The 20,036-nt window shown below is 71.8% G+C and carries 18 protein-coding genes; 10 read left to right on the top strand and 8 right to left on the bottom strand.

The window, feature by feature from the left end:
• Positions 1-115: 115 nt before the first annotated feature.
• The 7 genes from CLV67_RS19945 to CLV67_RS19915 all read left to right on the top strand — a co-directional run bounded on the left by CLV67_RS19945 (position 116) and on the right by CLV67_RS19915 (position 7,283).
• Positions 116-1,090, top strand: a complete 975-nt coding sequence (locus tag CLV67_RS19945; RefSeq protein WP_106320478.1) for a Gfo/Idh/MocA family protein — start codon at positions 116-118, stop codon at positions 1,088-1,090.
• A complete protein-coding gene (locus CLV67_RS19940; RefSeq protein ID WP_106320476.1) occupies positions 1,083-2,168 on the top strand; it encodes a zinc-dependent alcohol dehydrogenase in 1,086 nt (361 codons plus the stop codon). Before CLV67_RS19945 ends, CLV67_RS19940 begins: the two co-directional genes overlap by 8 nt.
• 57 nt (positions 2,169-2,225) lie before the next feature.
• A complete protein-coding gene (gene secA2 / locus CLV67_RS19935) occupies positions 2,226-4,517 on the top strand; it encodes an accessory Sec system translocase SecA2 (protein ID WP_106320474.1) in 2,292 nt (763 codons plus the stop codon).
• 275 nt (positions 4,518-4,792) lie between these two features.
• A complete protein-coding gene (locus tag CLV67_RS54260) occupies positions 4,793-5,368 on the top strand; it encodes a winged helix-turn-helix domain-containing protein (protein WP_106320472.1) in 576 nt (191 codons plus the stop codon).
• Between the two features lie 4 nt (positions 5,369-5,372).
• Positions 5,373-6,005, top strand: coding sequence for a nucleoside/nucleotide kinase family protein (locus tag CLV67_RS19925; RefSeq protein ID WP_106320470.1), 633 nt, complete (start codon positions 5,373-5,375; stop codon positions 6,003-6,005).
• A 198-nt stretch (positions 6,006-6,203) separates the two neighbouring features.
• Positions 6,204-6,626 (top strand): TraR/DksA family transcriptional regulator, encoded by a 423-nt coding sequence (locus CLV67_RS19920; RefSeq protein WP_106320468.1) that lies wholly within the window; start codon positions 6,204-6,206, stop codon positions 6,624-6,626.
• Between the two features lie 477 nt (positions 6,627-7,103).
• Positions 7,104-7,283 carry a hypothetical protein gene (locus CLV67_RS19915; RefSeq protein ID WP_106320466.1) on the top strand — a complete coding sequence of 60 codons (180 nt, stop codon included), beginning with the start codon at positions 7,104-7,106 and terminating at the stop codon, positions 7,281-7,283.
• A 21-nt stretch (positions 7,284-7,304) separates the two neighbouring features.
• Here CLV67_RS19915 and CLV67_RS19910 read toward each other — a convergent pair whose 3' ends face one another.
• The 5 genes from CLV67_RS19910 to CLV67_RS19890 all read right to left on the bottom strand — a co-directional run bounded on the left by CLV67_RS19910 (position 7,305) and on the right by CLV67_RS19890 (position 12,906).
• Complete coding sequence (locus CLV67_RS19910; protein ID WP_106320464.1) at positions 7,305-8,018, bottom strand: hypothetical protein; 714 nt, start codon at positions 8,016-8,018, stop codon at positions 7,305-7,307.
• Positions 8,015-10,831 carry an FtsK/SpoIIIE domain-containing protein gene (locus CLV67_RS19905; RefSeq protein ID WP_106320462.1) on the bottom strand — a complete coding sequence of 939 codons (2,817 nt, stop codon included), beginning with the start codon at positions 10,829-10,831 and terminating at the stop codon, positions 8,015-8,017. The genes CLV67_RS19910 and CLV67_RS19905 overlap by 4 nt, the downstream gene beginning before the upstream one ends.
• 95 nt (positions 10,832-10,926) lie before the next feature.
• Positions 10,927-11,850, bottom strand: a complete 924-nt coding sequence (locus tag CLV67_RS19900; protein WP_106320460.1) for a hypothetical protein — start codon at positions 11,848-11,850, stop codon at positions 10,927-10,929.
• A gap of 4 nt (positions 11,851-11,854) precedes the next feature.
• The gene (locus tag CLV67_RS19895) at positions 11,855-12,115 is read right to left on the bottom strand and encodes a hypothetical protein (RefSeq protein ID WP_106320458.1); all 261 of its coding nucleotides are present in this window, start codon (positions 12,113-12,115) and stop codon (positions 11,855-11,857) included.
• A 401-nt stretch (positions 12,116-12,516) separates the two neighbouring features.
• Positions 12,517-12,906, bottom strand: a complete 390-nt coding sequence (locus CLV67_RS19890) for a hypothetical protein (protein ID WP_203737182.1) — start codon at positions 12,904-12,906, stop codon at positions 12,517-12,519.
• Positions 12,907-13,276: 370 nt separating this feature from the next.
• On the opposite strand from CLV67_RS19890, the gene CLV67_RS19885 reads away from it, so the two are divergent.
• Positions 13,277-15,820, top strand: a complete 2,544-nt coding sequence (locus CLV67_RS19885) for an ATP-dependent Clp protease ATP-binding subunit (protein ID WP_106320456.1) — start codon at positions 13,277-13,279, stop codon at positions 15,818-15,820.
• A 64-nt stretch (positions 15,821-15,884) separates the two neighbouring features.
• On the opposite strand, the gene CLV67_RS19880 is transcribed toward CLV67_RS19885, so the two are convergent.
• Positions 15,885-16,865 (bottom strand): LysR family transcriptional regulator, encoded by a 981-nt coding sequence (locus CLV67_RS19880; protein WP_106320454.1) that lies wholly within the window; start codon positions 16,863-16,865, stop codon positions 15,885-15,887.
• 125 nt (positions 16,866-16,990) lie between these two features.
• A complete protein-coding gene (locus CLV67_RS19875; RefSeq protein ID WP_106320452.1) occupies positions 16,991-17,563 on the bottom strand; it encodes a hemerythrin domain-containing protein in 573 nt (190 codons plus the stop codon).
• Positions 17,564-17,674: 111 nt separating this feature from the next.
• Between CLV67_RS19875 and CLV67_RS19870 the strand changes: the two genes are divergently transcribed.
• Together CLV67_RS19870 and CLV67_RS19865 are read left to right on the top strand one after the other, a co-directional pair.
• Positions 17,675-18,982 (top strand): M20/M25/M40 family metallo-hydrolase, encoded by a 1,308-nt coding sequence (locus tag CLV67_RS19870; RefSeq protein ID WP_106320450.1) that lies wholly within the window; start codon positions 17,675-17,677, stop codon positions 18,980-18,982.
• Between the two features lie 22 nt (positions 18,983-19,004).
• Positions 19,005-19,703: a hypothetical protein gene (locus tag CLV67_RS19865; protein ID WP_106320448.1), complete on the top strand. Its 699-nt coding sequence runs from the start codon at positions 19,005-19,007 to the stop codon at positions 19,701-19,703.
• A gap of 40 nt (positions 19,704-19,743) precedes the next feature.
• On the opposite strand, the gene CLV67_RS19860 is transcribed toward CLV67_RS19865, so the two are convergent.
• Positions 19,744-19,935: a DUF5703 family protein gene (locus CLV67_RS19860; RefSeq protein WP_106320446.1), complete on the bottom strand. Its 192-nt coding sequence runs from the start codon at positions 19,933-19,935 to the stop codon at positions 19,744-19,746.
• Between the last annotated feature and the right edge of the window lie 101 nt (positions 19,936-20,036).

The following is a 20,036-nucleotide window of genomic DNA, read 5'->3' as shown; positions in this document are numbered from 1 at the left end:
ATTCCCGCGTTCGACCGTGATCAATCCCCCTGGAGCGTGACGAATCCCTCCCGCATCGATGTTTGGCATTCTCGGGGACGGTTACAGAACCGGCCGACGAGGGACAGGGGAGCGCATGACCACCACGAGAATCGGCCTGATCGGTGCGGGCGGCGTCGCGGCCCGGCACGCCCGCGTGCTGTCGGGACTGCCCGGAGTGACGGTCAGCGGTGTCACCGACGTCGTGCCCGAGGCCGCCGAGCGCCTCGCCGGACAGCACGGCGGCCGGGCGTACGCCACCGTCGACGACCTGCTCGCCGACCGGCCGGACGCCGTTTACGTCTGTGTGCCGCCGTTCGCCCACGGCGACGCCGAACGGGCCGTCCTCGCGGCCGGGCTGCCGATGTTCGTGGAGAAGCCGATCGCGATCAACCACGGCATCGCCTCGGAGCTCGCCGCACAGATCGAGACCGGCAAGGTGCTCACCGCGGTCGGCCACCACTGGCGTTACCTGCCCGTGGTGGAGAGGGCCCGGGAGGTGCTGGCCGGGCGGCCGGTCCGGCTGCTCACCGGGTCCTGGCTGGACAAGGTGCCGCCGGTGGCCTGGTGGCCGATCGGCGGGCGCTCCGGCGGCCCGGTCGTCGAGCAGGCCGCGCACGTGCTCGACCTGGCCCGGCACCTGGCCGGCGAGGTGGACGAGGTGTTCGCCTACGGCAACGGGACACCGCCACCGGTCGACGGCGCGGATGTGGACGGCGCCACCACCGCGGTGCTGCGGTTCGCGAGCGGCGCGGTCGGGACCCTGGCGGCCACCTGCGTGCTCGGCTGGAAGCAGCGGGCCGGGCTGGAGGTCTACGCCGACGGGCTGGCCCTGGCCCTGACCGAGACCGAGCTGGTGATCCGCGACGGCGACCGTGCCGAGACCGTCACCTGCGATCCGGTGGACGGGCACGTGGCGGTGGACCGGGCGTTCGTGCGTGCCGTGCGGGGCGAGGACGACGACATCCGTGTGCCGTACGCCGAGGCCCTCCGTACCCACGAATTGGCCCTTGCCGTCGCCCAATCCGCGGCCGAGGGCCGTGCCGTGACCCCCGGAGTCGTCCGTGCCTGACCGCAACCTGATCGTCGCCGCGCAGGGCCGCGTGGAGATCGTCGACGTGCCCGACGCCGACGTGCCGGACGGTGGCTTCCACGCCCGCACCCTGTTCAGCGGGGTCTCCGCCGGCACCGAGCTGACGTTCCTGAAGGGCACCAACCCGGCCCTGCACGCGGGCTTCGACCCGGTGCTCGGCCTCTTCGGCGCCCCGCCCGAGCGGGCGTACCCGGTGACCCGGCTCGGCTACATGGAGGTCGCCCGCGTCGAGCGCAGCCGCACCCCGGCCGTCCCGGACGGCACGGTCGTGGCGATGACGTACGGACACCGCACCGGCTACCTCGCCGACCCGCTGCGCGACCGGGTCGTCCCGCTGCCCGGCGGGCTCGACCCGGTGCTCGGCGTCTACGTCGCGCACATGGGGCCGATCTGCGCCAACGGGCTGCTGCACGCGGCCGCCGACCGGTTCGGCCCGGCGGTCCGCTCGCTGTCCGACGGCGTGGCCGGCTGCCGGGTCGCGGTGGTCGGCGCCGGCGTGGTCGGCCTGCTCACCGCTCTGTTCGCCCGCGCGCACGGCGCCGCCTCGGTGGTCGTGGTGGACCCGACCCCGGCACGCCGCGACGTGGCCCGCGCTCTCGGCCTCGACACCCTCGACCCGGAGAGCGGCGACGCCGCGGTCACGCTCAAGACCCGCTGGCGGCACGCCGACGGCGACCGGGGCGCCGACGTCGTCTTCCAGTGCCGTGGCCAGGCCGCCGCCCTGCACCTGGCGCTGCGGCTCCTGCGCCCGCAGGGCACCGTGATCGACCTGGCGTTCTACCCCGGCGGCGCTGACGAGGTCCGGCTCGGCGAGGAGTTCCACCACAACGGCCTCGGCGTGCGCTGCGCCCAGATCGGCCGGGTTCCGCGCGGGCTGGCACACGCCTGGGACCGGGAACGGCTCTCCGCCGCCACTCTGGACCTGCTCCACACCGACGGTGACGCGATCCGGAAACACCTGGTCACCGCAATGGTGCCGTTCGACGAGGCGCCCACACTTCTCACCGATCTCGCCGAGCGCCGCCGGAGTGAGTTGCAGGCGGTCATCACGTTCTGACGGTCCGGTGGGAGTCCGTCGCCTGAGATCGGGCAAAATGCAGTACCGTTGCGCGCCATGGGTGTGTCGCAGCGGCTGAAGAGCCGGTTCCGCAAGTTTCTCCAGCGTCCGGGCACGACGGTGGACCTCGCCCCGCTGTCGAAGCGGCTCGCCGCCATCGAGGCCCGCGAGGAGGCTCTGCAGGAGAAGGACGACGCGGCGCTGACCGAAGCCGCGCGCGAGGCTACCGACTACGTCGAGATCTGCGCCGTCGGGCGTGAGGCGGCGCGGCGCGCGATCAGCCAGCGGCCGTACGACGTCCAGTTGCTCGGCGCCATGGCGCTGCTCGACAAGCGGGTCGCCGAGATGGCCACCGGCGAGGGCAAGACGCTCACCGCCGCCGTCGCGGCGTACGGCCACACCCGTCTCGGCAACGGCCCGGTGCACGTCCTCACCGTCAACGACTACCTCGCCAAGCGCGACGCCGAGTGGATGGGCCCGATCTACACGCTGCTCGGCCTCACGGTGGCGTCGGTGACCGAGTCGATGACGCCGGAGGAGCGCCGGGAGGCGTACGCCGCCGACGTCACCTATGTCTCGACGAGCGAGGCCGGCTTCGACTACCTGCGCGACCAGCTGGTCACGGACGTGGCCGACCGGGTGCAGCGTGAGCTGGCCACCTGCATCGTCGACGAGGCCGACTCGATCCTGATCGACGAGGCCCGCGTGCCGATGGTCCTGGCCGGCAGCACGTCGGCCGAGAGCGACCCGGTGCACGAGGCCGCCGCCCTGGTCCGTGAGCTGCGCAAGGGCAAGGACTACGAGGTCGCCGAGGACGGCCGGTCGGTGGCCTTCACCGAGGACGGCCTGAAGAACGTCGAGGAGCGGCTCGGCGGCGTCGACCTGTACGCCGACGACCAGGTCGAGCAGCTGTCCGCGGTGAACGTGGCCCTGCACGCGCACGCCCTGCTGCGCCGCGACGTCGACTACATCGTCCGCAACGGCGGTGTCGAGCTGATCGACGAGATGCGCGGCCGCGTGGCCCAGCGCCGCCGCTGGCCGGACGGCCTGCAGGCGGCCGTGGAGGCCAAGGAGGGGCTGTCCGCCACCGCCGAGGGCGAGGTGCTGAACACCATCACCGTCCAGGCGTTCATCGCGCTGTACAAGACGGCCTGCGGCATGACGGCGACCGCCGTGCACGTCGGCGAGCAGCTCCGGGAGTACTTCAAGCTCGAGGTCGCGGTGATCCCGCCGAACACGCCGAACATCCGTGAGGACGACGTCGACCGGATCTACTCGGCGCACGACATGCGCGACGAGGCGCTGGTCGAGGAGATCAAGATCGCGCACGAGTCGGGCCGCCCGGTGCTGATCGGCACGCTGGACGTGAAGGCGTCCGAGCGCCTGGCCCAGCAGCTGGCCGACGCCGGTGTCCCGTGCAGCGTCCTGAACGCGAAGAACGACGCCGAGGAGGCCGCGATCATCGCGGAGGCGGGAGCGCTCGGCGCGGTCACCGTCTCCACCCAGATGGCGGGCCGTGGTGTCGACATCCGCCTGGGCGGCAGCGACGAGAAGGACCGCGACGCGGTCGTCGAGCTGGGCGGGCTCTACGTCATCGGCTCCGGCCGGCACGACAGCCGCCGGGTCGACGACCAGCTTCGTGGCCGGGCCGGCCGGCAGGGCGACCCGGGCCGCTCGGTGTTCTTCGTGAGCCTCGAGGACGAGCTGGTCTTCCGGCACGCCGGTGACATCCTGCCCGCCTCGCCGCGGATGGACATCGACGGCGTCGTGCACGACTCCCAGGTCGAGTACGCCGTGGAGCACGCCCAGCGGGTCGCCGAGGGTGTCAACCACGAGATCCACAAGAACACCTGGCGGTACAGCGTCGTGACCGAGCAGCAGCGTCTGCTGCTGGCCGAGCGCCGCGAGCGGCTGCTGACCTCCGAGGTCGCCGCGATCATGCTGCTCGAGAAGTCGGCGGAGAAGGCCAAGGAGACCGACGAGGACGTGCTGTCCGAGGCGGCCCGGGCGATCGCGCTGTTCCACCTGGACCGTCTGTGGGCCGAGCACCTGGCCTACCTGTCGGAGGTCCGTGAGGGCGTGCACCTGCGCGCGCTGGGCAAGCTGGACCCGCTCGACGAGTTCCACCGCTCGGCCGTCCCGGCCTTCCAGGAGCTGCTCACCCAGGTCGAGGCCCGGACCATCGAGACGTTCGAAGAGGTCGACCTGGCCGACGGCTGGGAGCCGGACCGGGCCGAGATCGTACGCCCGAGCGCCACCTGGACCTACCTGGTGCACGACAACCCGTTCGGTTCCGAACTGGACCGTCTGATCGCGGCAGTCGGGCGTCGTCTCACCTCGGGCGGCTGAGGTCACAGAGTATTTCGATTCAATCCGGGGGTGTCGCCTTGACGGCGGCACCCCCGCTTGTCTTACCGCCCATGACGTTCGGCAATGTTTAATGAGGCTGACAGAGAACGTTCCCGGGATGAATTCGCGGGGCCGCACGCCAATATGGAACGTCTTTCCCACAGTGTGGTTGGCGACTTGACCCGCTCACCGGCGGACCGGAAATATCGTTCGGGCATTTACGCAGAGTGAATAAACATATTCGCTTGCCGCAGCAAATTCTGGGAGATGAATCAATGCCGGTCAGCGCATTGTCGCCGCGTGCCGATCGTCGTTCCGCCGGACCGGGCCGGGGTGCCGCCCGCCGCGCCGCCGAGCCCGCGCTGACCGTGACGCTCGCCATTCCGCTCACCGGGGATGTGGTCTCCCCACAGGCGCACCGTCTCCTCGCCGCGGTTCGGGAGCTGGTCGAGCTGAGCAAGGGGACGGTCACCGTCGAGCAGGCGCCGGCGCTGCCCGAGGGTGAGCCGGAGACGCCCGTGGAGGCCGCCGACGGCGCCTTCGACGGTCCCGAGGTGCGTCTGCTGACCTCGTCGCGTCAGGCGCTGCTGGACGGCGCCGCACTGCCACTGACACGCCTGGAGTTCGACCTCCTGCAATATCTGGCCGAGCGTCCCCGCCGGGTCTTCACCCGTGCGCAGCTGCTCGCCGCGGTCTGGGGTTACGAGCGGGCCGGAGAGCGCACCGTGGACGTCCACGTGCGCCGCCTGCGGCTCAAGCTGGGCAACCACCTGCCGCTGATCACCACCGTCTACGGGGTGGGCTACCGCCTGGCCGACGACGCGCAGATCAGCATCCTGCCGCACGATTGAACGTATGCAGGTCCGTCCCGTCTCCTTTCCCCTTCTCGTCGACGACCTCGCCGAACGGCTGGCGAGTCGGGAATCCGACAGCCGCCTGCGAGTGGCCGTCGACGGCTCCGACGCGGCTGACCCGGGCCGGCTGGCGGACGCGCTGGTCGACCCGCTGCGCGTCCGTGGCCGGCCCGCGGTCCGTGTGGACACCAGGGATTTCCTCCGTCCCGCGTCGCTGCGACTGGAGTTCGGGCGCACCAATCCGGACTCTTTCTACACCGGCTGGTTCGACGAGGCGGGCCTGATCCGTGAGGTTCTCTCCCCATCCGGCCCGGACGGGTCGGGTCGCATCCTGGAGCGGCTCTGGGACGCGGGTGTGGACCGGGCCGCCCGAGTTCCGTACAGGCAGCTGCCGCCGGGCGCGATCGTGCTGGTCAGCGGCCCTCTGCTGCTCGGTTCGGGCCTGCCGTTCGACTTCTCCGTCCACCTTGAGCTGACTCCGGCCGCACTCGCCCGGCGGACTCCGGCCGAGCTGGCCTGGACACTTCCGGCGTACGGCCGCTACGCCGCCGAGGTAGCCCCGGAAACCTTCGCTGACGTGGTCGTTCGTCTCGACGACCCCCGCCGCCCAGCGCTCGTGACGACCACCTGGTGACGCCCGGCACAAGACCCACGTGCCGAGTCCGTGGCGGATTCGAACACCGACAGTTATGCTCCGGTTACTTTTTTGCGGGGGTCCCGTTTGGGATCTCCGGCGGTGGGTATCGTCCGGCTCCACATGCCGAGCCGGCCGGGACGAGGGTGACCCGGCGATGGCCACCGGTCGGGGCAGAGTGAAGGGCAGGGGGACTGCATGCTCGTCAACGGAGCGGTTGTTGCGGGTAAGGGCGCGAGCACGGCCAGGGGGCGCTCGGCCGATGAGATCGAGCAGATCCGGGTGCTCCTGCAGAGCCGGTTCGAGGATCTCGACCGCGAGTACGAGGAGGCCGTCGCTCAGAACACCCGTCTGCGGCTGGTCGAGATCGGCGACGCCGCCGGTGACGACCAGGCCGACAGCGGATCCAAGACGGCCGAGCGGGACGCCGCGACCTCGCTGCTGAGGACGCTGCTGGACCGGCGCACCCAGGCGGAACACGCGCTGCACCGGCTCGACGAGGGAACCTATGGCAACTGCGAGGGCTGTTCCAACCCGATCCCGGTGGAGCGGCTCGAGGTGTTCCCGTCGGCGACCACGTGCGTGAACTGCAAGCAGGTGCGTGAGCGGCGGGCCAGCTGACGTCGTCCGGGCCCGTCGGACCGGGCGGGCCCGGTAATCGCAATTCGACGCCACGGCGCATTGCCGGGCACCACTTGCTTTACTGAAGAATTGTCGGCCGGCGAGGAATCATCGTGGTCGAATCCGCGGGACCGGCCCTGCGTTCATGCCACGACGGCCGGCCGGCGCCGGCATCACTCCGGCGTCGTTGACCGCCGCGCCGCCGCGGTCATTGTTGAAGAACACGAACATTTCCGGTACGCGCATGCGATCGAGCCACGACCGCAGTGCCGCCGTTCCCTATCGCGGCCACGGTTTCGCGGCGCCCTCGTGCAGTCGCGGGTATCCGAAACCGGCGGTCCGCCACAGCGGCGTTACCGGACAGCCGCACGTGCAGTGTCGCGGCGGGCCGGCAGGAACCCGTCCGATGTCCGCTCGTGCCATCCCGATGTGCCGATTCTCGGCATTCCGTCGCCGTTCCCGGGTACAACCGGTTCCATGACCGATTCACCAGAGAGCATCCGCGACGATGAACGGGACTCCGCTTCCGGCGACTACGAGGCCTCCGGCGGCGACTACGAGTACGACGAGGCGCACGGCGGAGGCGACTCGGGCCCGGACGTCCCGGCCGGCGTCGAGGAGGAGGCCCGCCGGCACCTCGACCTCAACCCGCGCTGAGCCGTCAGGTCGGCTGGGCCGTCAGGTCGGCTGGGCCGTCAGCACCGCGGCGAACAGCAGCCCGGCCGTCACCAGGCCGGTACCGAGGACCGTCACGACCGCCGACGTGTCCAGCGGCGCGTCCCGGCGGTCGGCGATGAGTTTCGCCGCCACCACCGCCAGCACCGGGAACAGCAGCAGGACCAGCAGCGCCACCACCGGTGCGGCCTGCTGCCAGTCACCGCCGGCCGCCGTGCCGGTACGCCGGACCATCAGGTTGCCGATCACACCGAGCAGCCCTCCGGCCAGCCCCAGCAGCCCGAAAACGATCTTCGTTCCGAGGGTGATCGGCCGGGCCGGTGGCGTGTACCGGACCCGGTTCTCCACCTCTTTCAGATAGTCCTCGGCGTCGCGGTCCGCCTCGTCGGCGCGCTGGCGGGGGATGCTGGCGGGAGGCAGGGTGCGGCCGAACCGCTCGGCCGGCGGCCCGACCCGGTGCACGAAGTCCGACCACAGGCCCGCGGCCCGGGCGTCGACCCGCTCCAGATCGCGCTGAGCGGCCCGGACGGCCCGCTCGGCCGCCTCCAGCTGTCCCGCGGCCTCTCCGACTGCGGCGTCGGCGGCGGCCGCGCGATCGGCGTACCACCGCCGGGCCTCCGCCCGCAGGCCGCTCGCCTTCTCGTCGAGGCTGGTCAGCCGCCGCAGGACGGTCCGGTAGTCGGCGCGCTCGAAGTCGGCCGGTTGCAGTTCGCTCATGAGGTTCCGTAAGGGATGATCACCTCGGCGCCACGATGCACCGAGCGGTCGAAATGCAGGGCCCGCCACGGCCGCGGATACCAGTTCGGCGCGCCCTGGCCCGGGTAGTACGGCGACAGTTCGCTGCCGTGCACGTCCAGGGCCACCCATGCGCCGATCGGATCGGTCCGCGACGCGTGCCCGCCGAGCGAGTCGCGCAGCAGTCCGGCCCCGCGCCACCAGCCGAGCACGTGCAGCCGCCGCTCCGGGCCCTGGCGCAGCACGGTCCGCAGCTGCTCGGCGGCCTCCTTGCCGCCGGGCAGCGCGTCGGCCGCGTAGATCAGGATGAAGTGCGGCCGGTCCGCCGGCCACGCCGCGGTCGCCTCCGCGGCGGCGTCCTCCAGCAGCCAGTCCACGTTCTCCATGTCGTACCACCCGCAGTCCGGGATCCGGGCGTGCAGCGCCTCCGCCGCGGCCCGTGCGTCCTGGTCGAGGCAGACCACCGAGAACCGGGCGCCGTCCGGCGGGAACTGCGCGGCCAGTGACCGGCCCGCCGTCGCCAGGATCGCGCACGCCTCGTCCACCCGGGTGCCGAGCACCGCCAGGTTGCGGCCCGGCGCCCGGCGCAGCACGGTCCGCGCCGAGCGGGCCGCCACGTCGATGGTCTCGCCGAGCAGCGCGATCGGCGCGGCCGGCGACGCACTGGCCCGCAGCTGGCGGAAGTCGGGGCTGTCGGCGAGCTTGGGGATCACGTCACCGTCGAACAGCCGTGGCGGCCCCACCTCCGGCGGGCGGCGCCGCCACAGCCGGTGCTGCAGGGCGCTCCACTGCTCGCGGTCGCCGGCGGCCGGGACCCGTACCACCCGGTTCGCCTCGGTGGCGCCCGAGTCGGCGTTGACCACCGCGTGATACCGGGGGAGCGAGTCGGCCGCCGCGTTCGTCTCGGCCAGCACCCGCCGCGCCCGGGGCAGGGCGATCCGCAGACTGAACTGGGCGACCAGCGCGGGCCGCCCCCACAGCGCCTCGATGCCGGACACGTCCTGGCTCGCCAGGATCAGGTGGATGCCCTGCGAGCGGCCCCGCCGGGCGAGGTCCTCGAGCAGATCGACGGCCTCGGCGGATACCGAGTCCCGGCCGGAGAGCAGCACCTGGAACTCGTCGACCACGGCCAGGATCCGGGGCCACGAGCCCTCCGGATCCTCGGCCCGCAACTCGGCCAGGTTCGTCACCTCGTACTGCTTGGCGGCGTCGGCGCGCCGCTTCAGCTCGCCGCTCAGGAACCGCAGCAGCGCCAGCCCGAACTCACGGTCGGTGTTGACGTTCACCCCGACCAGCCGGACGTGCGGCAGCCAGCTCGGATCCCGCCGGCCCGGCGCGAACCGCGCGAACGACACCCCCTCCTTGAAGTCGAGCAGGTAGAACGCCAGCTCGTCGGGGGAGTAGCGGGCCGCGAGCGCGCCCATCCAGGCGTAGATGAAGTTCGTCTTACCGGTCCCGGACGGCCCGGCGATCAACGCGTGCGGCGGATAGTCGCTCAGCGTCACGTGCACCCGCGGCCCCTGCGGACTGTCCCCGAGCGGCGCGGTCAGCTCGGTGGCGGAACTCTCGCGCCACTCCGCGCCCGCCTCCGGCAGGAGGCTGTCCAGCGCCACCGGCGCCGGCCCGGCGGCCACCGCCTCGGCGATCTGACGGCACGTCGCGGTCACGAGGGTCGGCGTAGGACCATGATCCAGTCGTACGGGCAGAGCACCCGCACTGTCCACGCGGGCGTCGTCACCCGGCGCCGCCACCACGAACTCGATCCCCGGACCCGGCTCCACGGCCTGCCCCCGGATCACCAGGTGCACCCCGCACGCCGCACCGGTACGCAGCAGCCGGTCCAGCTGGGACCGCTCGTGCCGGGACAGATCCCCGCCGCCGAGCAGCACCGCCACCCGCCACGGCTCCGGCCGCCGTTTCGTGGCCGCGTGCAGCTCCCGCAACGAGGTGTACTCACCGGCCAGCACCGTCTCGTTGATCCGCCGGACGTGCCCGACCAGCTCGTCGAGCAGCTTGTCCAGCCCGCCCGGGCCGACGAAGGTGAGCACGCCCGCGGGTGCCAGCGGCGCGAACCCGGCCAGGCCGCCGCCGAGGTGCTCGGGGTCGTACCCGATGATCCGCACCTGCCCCGCCGTGCTGGTGCCCAGCGCACGCAGCAGCAGCCCCGCCACCACGTCGTCGCCGAGACGCTGATCGCCCTCGACCACGATGTGCCCGTGGTCGAGCAGCCGCACCAGCGCCGGCGTGACCGGCGGCGAGTCGTCGGCCACCGGCGCGGGAACGCTCTCCGGCGGCTCACTGTCCGGCCCGGCCCACGCGTCGGTGACCTCGCCGGGCGCACCCGCCCAGGCACCGCCGGTCCAGTGTTCGCCGTCGTCGGTGTGCCGGTCGGCGGCTGCCGGCCGCTCGTTGCGCACCGGCGGCGGCAGCGGCGCCTCGGGCAGCATCAACCGGCCGACCCGCAGCTCGGCGGCCCGTTCCAGGGGCGTCGGCTCCCAGCTGTGCCACGGCTCGCCGGCCGCGCCGGGCGCCGCCCGGTCGGCCGCGCCCGCCGCCGCGCCGGCCAGCGCCGACAGCTCGGTGTCGTGCCACGACTCGATCTCGTGGATCCGCTCGTCGCGGGCCGCCGCCAGCTTCCGCCGCCGGGCGGCCGCGGCCGCGACGATCCGCCGGTAGCGTGCCTCGGCCGCCTTCCGCGCGTCCAGCGCCCGTTCCAGGGCGGCCTGCGCGGCGCCGAGCGCCTGGGACAGTCCCGCCCGGATCTCGATCACCCGGTTCTTGGTGGATTCAGCCATGACCCGTATCCGATCTCCCGTTCCGGGTCACCGGCCGCCCTCCGGCGCGTCGGCCGGGCGCATCACCGCGGCTGCGTCCAGTCTCTCGTTCCGCGTCACCGGCTCTCCTCCGGGGTGCCGGGCGCGGGGCGGGCCGGCTCGGGCGCGTCCGGGTCGAGCGCCGCGGCGTCACGGCCCAGCCGGGCCAGGAACACACCGGTGAGCACGCTCGCGGTGACCGCGCTGTCCGCCGGGTGTGGAGCCGGCTGGTCACCGCGTTTCTGCTGCTGCTGATCGAGCGGGACACGGCAGATCCGGTCCAGGAGCGTCTCCAGCACGCCCGGCGGGGTGCCGGGAAGCAGCGCCCGCACCCGGTTCTCGGCGGCAGTCCGCAGCCGCGGCACGTCCTCCGGCCGCGGATCGTGACCGAGCAGATCACCGGCCAGCCGATGCAACACCTGCGGGGTGATCGCCGACAGCCCCAGCCCGGTGGAGGCGTTGACCGCGTGCAACTCGCGCCCGAGGCGGCCCCGGTCGCCGGAACGCACGCCTGTGGCGATCCGGCGCAGCAGCTCGGAGGCGTCGGCCGGCTTGCCCATCTCCGGCCCGTCCTTCCCGGCGGGCGCCGCCTCACCGGTCAGTTTCGCCACCCGCTGCTGCCACCACGGGCCGAGGCTCTCCACCGGCTCGGCCGGCTCCGCGTCACCGGACCGCGGTTTCTGCTCCCGGTCCTCCTCGCGGCGCAGCGCGGTGCGCCACTCCTGGCCCGGCGCGGCACCCGGAGTCCCGGAGAGACCGAGGGCGCCGAGGTACGCCTCGACGGCGTCCTGCACAGCGCGCAGCGCCGCCGCGGCGGTCTCGGCGTGCTCGGTGGCGTGGCCCAGGCGCTGCACACCCAGGTCCTTGCTGGACTCCTCCTGCACCCATCGGAGCAGCTCGGTGGCGCTGCGGATCTTGTCCATCGCGGCCGCGACCAGCCCGGTGGGAAGATCGTCAGAGGTGGCCCGGAGCTGGGCGCCGAGTTCCTGCAGCAGCGACATGCCGTCAGAGGTTCGCCGTGTAGGTGTGCGCCTGCTCCACGGCCGCCAACGTAGCGCTCATCGAATCCTCGAGCTGCTGGTCGGCCTGGGACAGCGAGGCGTGCGCGGCACCGACCGCGTCGTTGGCGCTGCCGTCGAGAGCGGCGGCCAGGCTCTGCTGGGCCTCACCGATCTTCTCCCGAGCCGCCTGTATCGCCTGCTGCCCCTCGGTGACCTGCTGAAGCGCGGCCTCCACGGCAGCTCTGAGTTCGGCGACACTGGCCACCCGGGTAGCCTCCTGAACGGGGGTTCGTCTTGCGGCTCCAGCCTAGCGTCCGGTTCCCGCCCGGCCGTCCCCGCATGCCCCGTTTTATCAGAGCCTGCCAGGCACGGCACGACACCGTTTTCCCCGAACACGCCGAAGATCGCGCAGGTGAGATCGTATCCGACGACGATCCACAGTGGATCAAGGCCCCCCTGCGTGCCCGCCCCGCGTCACCGTCCCGGGCACCGACACGCCCTCCCCAGAGGGTCAGTCCCCAGAGTCAACCCCCGCCGTCACCGCCGCAACCCACGGCGCGCCGCCGCGCGCCGCCGCGCGAGCCCACCGCCTGGCAGATCTTGTGAGGTTCGGCCGTCACTGCCGCCCGAACCTCACAAGATCTGCCACATCGGGGAGGCGCGGCGTCAGCGCGGGACCGCGGACGGCCCGCGGACCTCGGCGCCGAGCGCGGTGACCCGGTCACGCAGGCCCCGGTCGGCGGTGACGACGATGGTGCGCCGGTTCGCGGCCGTCTCCCGTACCAGATCAACGATCTTGTCGTCGCCCGAGCCGGACGCGCGCTCGATGCGGACGCCGGACGGACCTTGCGGGATGTTCCGGGCCTTTCCCTCCACCACCAGGAGCACCTCGACCGGCGCCGGCACGTCGGGCAGCCCCGCGGCGGGAACCGTCGCCAGGCTGTCGCGGAGCCGCACGGCCGCGCCCGCCCGGTCGCGCCACCAGCCGTCCGGAACCGAGCCGACCACGTTCGCGCCGTCGACGATCACCAGCGGGATCCCGGAATCGGCAGGCACCGGAGCCGCTGGCGGGGAAGGCTCCTGAAAGAGCGGCGTGAGGGACACGTCCGCTGACGAGGACGCCGTGGTGGAAGACGGCGCGGAGGAAGGCGAAGGCGGCGCGGGGGTGTCCGATCCCCGGGAGGGTGGCGGAAGGGAAGGCGGATCCTGCGGCACGGCCATGAAGTTGAGTGTAGTCGTATCAACTTTCTCGGCGATCCGGGAATCTCCGGGGCGATCCACGCGCTGTAGACCCCGGCCGGACCGGCAGCCGCAACCGGATCCGGGACCGGCCGGACTGACACGTGGACGGTGTGCGTTTGCCGCCCGGGCGGCCGGGGAGCCCTGCGGGGCGACCGGCCCGAGGTACACAGGAGAAGAGAGACTGATGAGCATCGGACCGTTCGGGCCTGCCGGGCCCGGTCAGTGGGACGACCTGTTCGCGCGCTTCTTCGGTGCGGCCGAGCCGCGCCGCCAGGCGCAGCGTTTCGACATCGCGCGTTACATGAGCAACGACGCCCGGCAGGTGCTCGCCGACGCGGCGCGCCGGGCCGCCGAGCTGGCCGCCGCCGACCGGCCGCTCGCCGACCTCGACACCGATCACCTGCTGTGGGCGTTGCTGCAGCAGGATCCGATGAAGGACACCGTGCGCCGGGCCGGCGCCGACCCGGACCGGCTGCTCACCGAGCTGGGCCGTCCGGCCGAGCGGTCCGGTGAGCTGCCGGAGAGCATCTCGCTGACGCCCGCGGCGAAACGGGCGCTGCTGGACAGCCTGCAGATCTCCCGGGCGGTCGGCGCCTCGTACATCGGGCCGGAGCACATCCTGATGGCGCTCGGCATGAACACCGACTCCGCGGCGGGGCGCCTGCTCGCCGGTCGGATCGTGGATCCGCGGAACATCCCGCACCACAGTGAGCTGCCGAAGCCGAACGCCCCGAGTCACGGCGGGCAGCGGCCGAGCGGGGCGCCGACGCCGACGCTGGAGCAGTTCGGCGTAGACCTGACCGAGTCGGCGCGGCGCGGCGAGATCGACCCGGTGATCGGCCGGGCCGACGAGATCGAGCAGGCCGTGGAGATCCTGTCCCGGCGTACCAAGAACAACCCGGTGCTGATCGGCGAGGCCGGTGTCGGCAAGACCGCGGTGGTGGAGGGCCTGGCGCAGCGGATCGTCGAGGGCGAGGTGCCGATGACGCTGCAGGACATGAGGGTGGTCCAGCTCGACCTGGCCGGGCTGGTGGCGGGCACCAAGTACCGCGGTGACTTCGAGGAGCGCCTCAAGAAGGTGATCGACGAGATCAAGGCGTCCGGCGACAACCTGATCGTCTTCCTCGACGAGATCCACACGCTGGTCGGCGCGGGCGGTGGCGGTGAGGGCGGCGGCATGGACGCCGGGAACATGCTCAAACCGGCGCTGGCACGCGGGCAGCTGCGGGTGATCGGCGCGACCACGCTCGACGAGTACCGCAAGCACATCGAGAAGGACGCCGCGCTGGCCCGGCGCTTCCAGCCGGTCCTGGTGGGAGAACCCAGTGTCGAGGACACGGTGGCGATCCTGCGCGGGCTCCGGGACAACTACGAGGCCCATCATCAGGTACGGATAACCGACGCGGCCCTGGACGCGGCGGCGGCCCTCTCCGACCGCTACATCACCGACCGGTTCCTGCCGGACAAGGCGATCGACCTGATCGACCAGGCGGGGGCACGTGTCCGGCTGCGCACGAAGACACCCGATGCCGGCCGCCGGGAGCGTGAGCGGCGTCTGGAGCAGCTGTCGCGCGACCGTGACCAGGCGGTGGCGGCCGAGCACTACGAGCAGGCGTCCGAGCTGCGCGACAAGATCAACTCCTTGAAGGCCCAGCTGTCCCGGCCCGGCTGGGGCTCCGACGGCGTGCCGCAGGTGTCGCCGGAGGAGATCGCCGAGGTGGTGTCGCGGGCCACCGGCATCCCGGTCGCCCAGCTGACCGAGGCCGAGCGGGACCGTCTGCTGCGCCTCGAGGAGCACCTGCACGGGAAGGTGATCGGCCAGGAGGACGCGGTGAACGCGGTGGCCGAGGCGGTACGCCGCTCGCGCGCCGGGCTCGGCGACCCGGACCGGCCGGTCGGCAGCTTCCTGTTCCTCGGTCCGACGGGCGTGGGCAAGACGGAGCTGGCCCGCTCGCTGGCCGAGGCGCTCTTCGGGGAGCAGGACCGGTTGATCAGGCTGGACATGAGCGAGTTCCAGGAGCGGCACACGGTGTCGCGGCTGGTCGGCGCGCCGCCCGGATACGTCGGCTACGACGAGGCGGGGCAGCTGACCGAGGCGGTGCGGCGGCGGCCGTACAGCGTGGTGCTTCTCGACGAGATCGAGAAGGCCCATCCGGACGTCTTCAACATCCTGCTGCAGGTGCTCGACGACGGCCGGCTCACCGACAGTCAGGGCCGGACGGTCAGCTTCAAGAACACCGTGCTGATCATGACGAGCAACCTGGGCTCGGATCTGATCAGCGGCTCGAAGCGCAGCGTCGGGTTCGCCGGCGCGGAGAACGGCCGGTCGGCGGACGACGAGCTGCGCGACCGGCTGGACCGCCGGCTCAAGGAGCAGCTGCGCCCCGAGTTCATCAACCGGATCGACGAGATCGTCGTCTTCCGGCAGCTGGAGAGCGACCAGCTGCATCGGATCACCGAGATGATGCTGGGTGAGACGAGGCAGCGGCTGCACGCCCAGGAGGTGCGGATGGAGATCACGGCGGAGGCGGTGGACTGGCTGTCCGAGCGTGGCTTCCAGCCGGAGTTCGGGGCCCGGCCGTTGCGGCGCACGATTCAGCGCGAGCTGGACAACCGGCTGTCGAAGATGCTGCTCGCCGCCGATCTGGCGCCGGGCCGTACGGTCCGGGTGGACGCCCGTGACGGTGAGCTGGTCTTCGACGTGGAGCTGACTGCCGCCGCGCACTGAGATTGGCCGGCAGTCAGGTTCGCTGAAGGGGCGCCGCGATCCGGCGCCCCTTTCGCGCGAAAGGTCAGGCCGCGGCGAGGTGGCTGTTGCTGCCGCCCATTGTCTGGCTCTGCACCCACTGGGTGTAGTGCTCGTTGCGGGCCAGGATCTCCTGGTACGCCTCCTGCGCGTGCTCCATCAGCTTGGGTGCGCTGCGGGAGGCGACGGACTCCGGGTGCCAGCCGAGCACCAGGCGCCAGCGCAGCGGGGCGCCGCGCAGTGGCCGGCTGGTCAGTCCCGCCGGTGGGCGGAACGTGGGCTGGCACAGTCCGATGGCCAGGCCCAGCTCGACCATGTCGACGCAGTTGCGCACGTCCGACTCCAGGACCCGGCGTGGGGCGAAGCCGGCCCGGGCGCAGGCCGCCGCGAAGCAGTCGCCGAAACAGCCGTCACCGGCGCTCGCCACCCACTGCTCCTCGGCGAGCTCGGCCAGATCGACCGACAGGTTCTTGGCCTGTGGGTGGTCGTCGGGCATCAGCACGCAGACGGCGTCCACCCCGATGGTCTGCCAGACCAGGCCGTACTCCGCCGACGGTAGCGCGTCGCCGCAGACACCGACCTGTGCGTAGTCCAGCTTGCCGGCCAGCACCATGCCGGCCAGCTCGGAGATGTAGTAGGAGGCGTGGGTGGAGATCTGTGCCTCCGGCTGGGCGCCGGAGAGGCGGTGCACCAGATGCGCGACGACGGGGCCGCCGATCGCGCCGATCCGGTACCTGGTCATCGTGTCGTGATCGCCGCCGGCGGCCAGTCTGGCCGCCTCGTCCTGGAGGCCCTTCATGGCGGGCAGCAGCACTCTGGCGCGGGACAGCACCAGCTCTCCCAGGGCTGTGGGGCGTGCGCCCCGGCGGTCACGGTCGAACAGCGGTCCACCCAGAGTGCGCTCTATCCGCTGAAGTTGGGCGGTGAGCGCAGGCTGGGCAAGGCCGAGTTGTGACGCGGCCTTGGTCACGCTGCCGGTCTCCGCGATGGCGCAGACCACCTTCAGATGCCGCAGCTCGAGGTTCATAGCGTGACGTTAGGACTAGAAAGGGATCGAACGCTAGTCCAAGAGCCGTGGAATGATCGGCAACCTGTGACAAACGTATGAACGAACAGGACACTCGTCGCTTACCGGCCGTAACCTGTCTTTAGTTACAGATCGCGTACGTATGTCGCGCGAGCGGTGATCACGTCACGAACCTTGTCGGCCACTCCGACGAGGGGATCGACCACCTTGTTCCACGGCGGAGTCGACGGTGTGGCGGGGTGCGGCCGGGTCGGCGCGGCCTCCTCGGCGGTCTCGAAGCGGTTGCCCAGCCGGACCAGATCCTCCGACGGCACCATCTGCTCCAGCAGCGGCAGGAGCTCCTGGGCGTCGGCGGCCACGTGCCGGCGGACCGCCTCGACGAGCACCTCGTGACCGTCTCCGGTGCGCTCCAGCTCACGCAGCCGTTCCAGGATCGCCTGGTCCTCGGCCAGTTCGCGGTCGGCGATCTGCTCACCGCCGGGAACCGCGGTACGGACCGCCGGGTAGAGGTACTGCTCCTCGGCGCACAGGTGCCGCGACAGCGTCGCGACCAGCACGGACTTGACCTTGGGGTCGTCCGGGCCCTCGGTGAGGCGCTCGGTCAGGTCCAGCAGCTCACGGTGCTGGGCGGCGACCACATCAACGATGCTGCGCCCGGGTATCTCGCCGCCGGTCGGCGGCAGCGGGGGAAGATTCACGTCAGACACGGCACGCTGGTACCCAGGGGAACTCTCCGATCAAACTTCCGACCCTCCGGCCACCCGAAGATCGGAATGAAGCCCCTCACCGAATGCTGGTAAGAATGCTGGATGACGACGACCGCCGAGGGCGAGGTCGTGGACCTGTGCCGCGACCTGCTCCGCATCGACACCACCAACACCGGCGACCCGCGCACCACCGTGGGGGAGCGGGCCGCCGCCGAATACGTCGCGGAGAAACTGGCCGATGCCGGCGTCGAGTCGGAGCTGCTCGAGTCGGCGCCGAAACGGGCCAACCTGATCGCCCGGATCCCCGGCGCGGACTCCTCCCGCGGCGCGCTGCTCGTGCACGGCCACCTCGACGTGGTCCCGGCCGACGCGAGCGAATGGTCGGTGCACCCGTTCGCCGGCGAGGAGAAGGACGGCTACCTGTGGGGCCGCGGCGCCGTCGACATGAAGGACTTCGACGCCATGGTGCTGGCCGTCGTGCGCGAGTGGAAGCGCACCGGCTACGTCCCGCCGCGCGACATCGTGCTGGCCTACACGGCCGACGAGGAAGCCGGCATGGAGTACGGCTCCCAGTGGCTGGTGCAGAACCACCCGGGCGCGTTCGAGGGGTGCACGGAGGCGATCGGCGAGGTCGGCGGTTACTCGTACACCGTCAATGATGATCTTCGCCTTTATCTCGTGCAGACCGCCGAGAAGGGACTCGACTGGCTGCGGCTGCACGCCACCGGCCGTCCGGGCCACGGGTCCTTCATCCACGACGACAACGCGGTCACCACACTGGCCGAGGCCGTCGCCCGTGTCGGCCGGCACCGCTTCCCGACCGTCCTCACCCCGACCGTGCGCTCGTTCCTGGAGCAGGTCAGCGACGCCCTCGCGATCGAGCTCGACCCGGACGAGCCGGAGCTCGCGGTGTCCAAGCTCGGCCCGATCGCCAACCTGATCGGCGCCACCCTGCGCAACACCGCCAACCCGACCCGCCTCGAAGCGGGTTACAAGGACAACGTCATCCCCGGCAAGGCGTCGGCCACCATCGACTGCCGCACCCTGCCCGGGCACGCCGACGCGTTTCTGCGCGAGCTGCGTGACGTGATCGGCCCGGATCTGGAGATCGAGCACGTGCACCAGCAGCCGGCCGTGGAGACGTCGTTCGACGGTGACCTGGTCGACGCCATGGGTGCCGCGCTGCGCGCCGAGGATCCGGGTGCGCGTACCGTGCCGTACCTGATGTCGGGTGGCACCGACGCCAAGGCCTTCTCCACACTGGGCATCCGGTGCTTCGGCTTCGCCCCGCTGAGGCTCCCGCCGGACCTCAACTTCAGTGCGCTCTTCCACGGCATCGACGAGCGAGTTCCGGTGGAGGGACTAAAGTTCGGCGTGCGTGTGCTCGACCGCTTGCTCCGAAACAGCTGAAATCGGAAGGACCCCCAATCCCATGACTGACCAGAACGCCGATCTCGACGTCGCCCTCGACCGGGTGATCGAGGCGGCGCGGGCGCACCTCGCGGCCGTCAAGGCGGCCGCCGGGCGGATCGACGACGACGACGTCTGGCAGGCGTATGTCGATCTCAACAACGCTTCTTTCGCGTACGACGAGAAGCTGCTCGACGCTTTCGGCGAAGTGACGCCCTGGGACGTCGAGTCGATCGACGCGGACGAGGCGGACCGCCGCTTCGGCCAGATCACCGAGCCGGGTGCCGGGGGCGCCGACCCGTACGAGCACGTCGTGTCGGTCCGTCAGCGCCGTGACTACCGGGTCCCCAGCGTGTCCGCGCTGCTGCGCGTCGCCGAGACCGCCCGCCGCAGCGCCGTGCCCGAGGACGAGGACGCCGGCCCGGTCGAGTCGGTCGGTGAGGCCGTGCTGGAGCTGCTGCAGGCCGGCGACGGCTCGCTCTCCTCGCTGGACGTGCCCGAGCTGGAGCCGCTGGACGGCCTGCTCACGGTGACCGAGGTCGCCGAGCCGCTGGACCTGGAGGCGTTCGACGACGCCGACGGCAACGGCCCGTTCGCGCCGGTCGAGACCGACCTGCTGGTCGGCCGTCTCGACGAGCACCCGTTCCTGCCCGACGAGGACGACCACGAGGGCCACGACCACGAGGGCCACGACCACGCGGGCCACAACCACCGGCACTGAGAACCGCGGAGGGCCCGTCCGCTTGAGCGGGCGGGCCCTCTCAGTAACTGAGGCCGGGCTGCGGAGTGGTCTGGCGGCGGCGGCGGAGCATCACCTTCCGCGTGCCGTCGGCGAAGAGCTGGACCCTGGCCAGCTCCCACCCGGAGAATTCGGCCTGAATGGCGAGCTGCGCCGCCGCGGTCAGACGATCGACATTCGAAGGCAACCGCAAGGGCGCATATTCGTAGTCCATGGCGTCTAGAGTGCACCCGCTGTCGCGGACCCGACAAGACTCTGACCAGCGAAGCCCGTTCAGTCCCCGAGACGGTCGTCACCTATCGCGGCACGCGTCTC

The sequence above is a fragment of the Actinoplanes italicus genome, assembly GCF_003001815.1.
In the GTDB taxonomy this organism is placed as follows: Bacteria; Actinomycetota; Actinomycetes; order Mycobacteriales; family Micromonosporaceae; genus Actinoplanes; species Actinoplanes italicus.
This window is presented reverse-complemented; position numbering and strand designations above follow the sequence as displayed.

What these genes read in the sequence shown, in the direction of transcription:
- CLV67_RS19925 (WP_106320470.1), top strand. Translation starts at nt 5,373, where the DNA reads ATGCAGGTCCGTCCCGTCTCCTTTCCCCTTCTCGTCGACGACCTCGCC.
- CLV67_RS19860 (WP_106320446.1), bottom strand. Translation starts at nt 19,935, where the DNA reads ATGGACTACGAATATGCGCCCTTGCGGTTGCCTTCGAATGTCGATCGT.
- CLV67_RS19920 (WP_106320468.1), top strand. Translation starts at nt 6,204, where the DNA reads ATGCTCGTCAACGGAGCGGTTGTTGCGGGTAAGGGCGCGAGCACGGCC.
- CLV67_RS19905 (WP_106320462.1), bottom strand. Translation starts at nt 10,831, where the DNA reads ATGGCTGAATCCACCAAGAACCGGGTGATCGAGATCCGGGCGGGACTG.
- CLV67_RS19900 (WP_106320460.1), bottom strand. Translation starts at nt 11,850, where the DNA reads ATGTCGCTGCTGCAGGAACTCGGCGCCCAGCTCCGGGCCACCTCTGAC.
- secA2 (WP_106320474.1), top strand. Translation starts at nt 2,226, where the DNA reads ATGGGTGTGTCGCAGCGGCTGAAGAGCCGGTTCCGCAAGTTTCTCCAG.
- CLV67_RS19915 (WP_106320466.1), top strand. Translation starts at nt 7,104, where the DNA reads ATGACCGATTCACCAGAGAGCATCCGCGACGATGAACGGGACTCCGCT.
- CLV67_RS19910 (WP_106320464.1), bottom strand. Translation starts at nt 8,018, where the DNA reads ATGAGCGAACTGCAACCGGCCGACTTCGAGCGCGCCGACTACCGGACC.
- CLV67_RS54260 (WP_106320472.1), top strand. Translation starts at nt 4,793, where the DNA reads ATGCCGGTCAGCGCATTGTCGCCGCGTGCCGATCGTCGTTCCGCCGGA.
- CLV67_RS19870 (WP_106320450.1), top strand. Translation starts at nt 17,675, where the DNA reads ATGACGACGACCGCCGAGGGCGAGGTCGTGGACCTGTGCCGCGACCTG.
- CLV67_RS19880 (WP_106320454.1), bottom strand. Translation starts at nt 16,865, where the DNA reads ATGAACCTCGAGCTGCGGCATCTGAAGGTGGTCTGCGCCATCGCGGAG.
- CLV67_RS19945 (WP_106320478.1), top strand. Translation starts at nt 116, where the DNA reads ATGACCACCACGAGAATCGGCCTGATCGGTGCGGGCGGCGTCGCGGCC.
- CLV67_RS19885 (WP_106320456.1), top strand. Translation starts at nt 13,277, where the DNA reads ATGAGCATCGGACCGTTCGGGCCTGCCGGGCCCGGTCAGTGGGACGAC.
- CLV67_RS19865 (WP_106320448.1), top strand. Translation starts at nt 19,005, where the DNA reads ATGACTGACCAGAACGCCGATCTCGACGTCGCCCTCGACCGGGTGATC.